This window comes from Pedococcus sp. P1_H8, from assembly GCF_056405175.1.
In genome coordinates this window covers 1-362 of sequence record NZ_JBFUCP010000465.1, presented here as the reverse complement: position 1 = coordinate 362, position 362 = coordinate 1, and the positions used below count along the sequence as shown (strand labels likewise).

The following is a 362-nucleotide window of genomic DNA, read 5'->3' as shown; positions in this document are numbered from 1 at the left end:
GAGTCCGACCGTGTCCCAGATGTCGCGGATCTCGTAGTCCGCGCGCGGCACCAACATGGTGGTGAAGTCGACAGTCTCGCCGTTCGCCCCGACCAGCACGCCTCCCAGCAACGCCCAGTCCGCATGGTCCACGCCGGAGGAGAACCGCCACACCCCGGAGACCTCGTACCCTCCGGCGACCGGCCTCATCGTGCCGAGCGGGGCGTACGACGAACAGATCAGGGTGTCCGGGTTCTCGCCCCACACCTCGGCCTGCGCGCGGTCCGGGTAGAGCGCGAGATGCCACGGGTGCACGCTGAGCACGGAGGCCACCCAGCCGGTGGACCCGCAGGCGCCGGACAACGCGCGGACCGTCTCGAAGA

The 362-nt window shown here is 70.2% G+C and carries 1 pseudogene; it reads right to left on the bottom strand.

The annotated features are described in order from the left end of the window. Positions 1-362, bottom strand: a pseudogene (locus AC1DYG_RS20870) (hypothetical protein); the annotation flags it as partial.